Origin of the sequence: Flammeovirga aprica JL-4 (assembly GCF_012844305.1) — a bacterium.
Taxonomy (GTDB): domain Bacteria; phylum Bacteroidota; class Bacteroidia; order Cytophagales; family Flammeovirgaceae; genus Flammeovirga; species Flammeovirga aprica.
This window is the reverse complement of sequence record NZ_JABANE010000274.1, coordinates 1-1,638: the sequence shown is the minus strand read 5'-3', so window position 1 is coordinate 1,638 and position 1,638 is coordinate 1. Positions and strand designations below refer to the sequence as shown.

General features: G+C 29.1%; 3 protein-coding genes. All 3 read left to right on the top strand.

Annotated elements, in window-relative coordinates; translation table 11 throughout:
* The first annotated feature begins 187 nt into the window (after window positions 1-187).
* Window positions 188-529, top strand: coding sequence for a hypothetical protein (locus HHU12_RS33820; RefSeq protein ID WP_169661136.1), 342 nt, complete (start codon window positions 188-190; stop codon window positions 527-529).
* A gap of 340 nt (window positions 530-869) precedes the next feature.
* The gene (locus HHU12_RS33815) at window positions 870-1,226 is read left to right on the top strand and encodes a hypothetical protein (RefSeq protein WP_169661135.1); all 357 of its coding nucleotides are present in this window, start codon (window positions 870-872) and stop codon (window positions 1,224-1,226) included.
* Window positions 1,213-1,395: a hypothetical protein gene (locus HHU12_RS33810; RefSeq protein ID WP_169661134.1), complete on the top strand. Its 183-nt coding sequence runs from the start codon at window positions 1,213-1,215 to the stop codon at window positions 1,393-1,395. Before HHU12_RS33815 ends, HHU12_RS33810 begins: the two co-directional genes overlap by 14 nt.
* Window positions 1,396-1,638 lie beyond the last annotated feature (243 nt).

Below are 1,638 nucleotides of genomic sequence, written 5' to 3'. Positions count from 1 at the left end.
ATTCATCAAATGTTTTTCGTAGATTTGCTACTGAGTTAAGGCTCATGAAAAGTTGTTTGTTTTATTTTGTAGGAAATTTAAAATAACAACTTTTCTTCCTTTTTAGAAAGTTATCCAATTATCATCGGGTAGAGTAGCAATACCTTTTATATTGTATGTTATTTATCCCTCCGGGTACTTAGTATTTTTGAAAGAAGTTAAAGGTGTAGATTTTAATACTATTATACCCTACACTGATATAAAACAACCCGAAGACTTAATATGTGATGAAATAAAATACGGGAAGTTCGAAACAGATAGTTTAATCATCGAAAGATCAACTTTTTATCAGGTACAGACAGATAAGATAAGTGGTGAGGTGAATGAATATGATATAAAGTGGGTTGGACCATGTGAATATGAATTATTTCCACTCACTGAGAAAGGACATAATATGAAAGTAAAAGTGACAGAAGTGTCTGAAGATTATTATGACTGCTATACTACTTCAGAGATTTATGGTAAAAAAATTAGAATTAATAAGATGTAAACTTTTTAGGTTATTTTTTTACGTAAAGTAAACTACAGTCAGTAGAGAATATTTGAAGAGGTGTATCCCAAAAAAAATTAAAACAAAACTCAATAATAACTTCTCAAAGGAGAAAAACCTTAAAATTAATATGAAAAACATTTTAACTCTATCGCTTTTAGCAGTACTATTTATTAACTGTAACAATGAGGAAGACAACATCATGGACAATAAGAATGAAAGGTCTGAATCTTATGTCATTGAAAATTATTCAGAAGATGTAAAACAATTATATTTTCATTAAATCATTCGCGACAGTAATCATCCTAACTATGCCAATGCTAAACTTGATACAAATGAAATGGATAAGATTCTAGAAATTATTCAAGCCGTTTATAACTCTAATTCCCCTGAAAGAGATACAGTATTTGATATCCATCAGATTCATGGATATTATTGTTATAATTTCAACTCATTGAGTTTACAGGTGAACACAGATGCAGAAGAAATTCAAAAGTTAGCGAATGGAGTAATACCTACAGGAGAACCAAATTTAGATCATATATTAAATGAATATGGGTTTGATTCAGTTAGCACTTCATTTGGATATCCAGAATTTCCATTGTTGACGGTTTATTCTAAAAATGAATTTAATATTATACCTATTGGAAAGGAGTTTACACAATTGGATGCCGTTCAATTCGATGAACATAGATAGCAAAGGATGTAATGGTGATGGAAGTGCAATAAATTTGGAAAGAACTGGTAATTCAGGAACTATTACTTTTAGTATTGGAAGTTGGGATTGTCCTTCAGGTTGTCTGTATCATAGGTATTGGGTGTTTAAAGTGGAAGGTGGTAAAGCTGAATTTATTGAGGCATATTAGTCTAGGGTTTCATAAAATATTATTTTACATTTATTGTAAGAATAGTATTGAAATATGAAATTTTATCTAGTAGATCTAAGTATATGACAAAAAAATGACTCTCCATGAAATTGATTAAATTTGAATTTCGACATACAAAATTTATCAATTATGGAAAGTCAACACGAATATACGAAATTGTTTGAAAAAATAAATTCACAGATCAAAATCAACAAAGCTAGATTAGATTGTTTGACATATCTA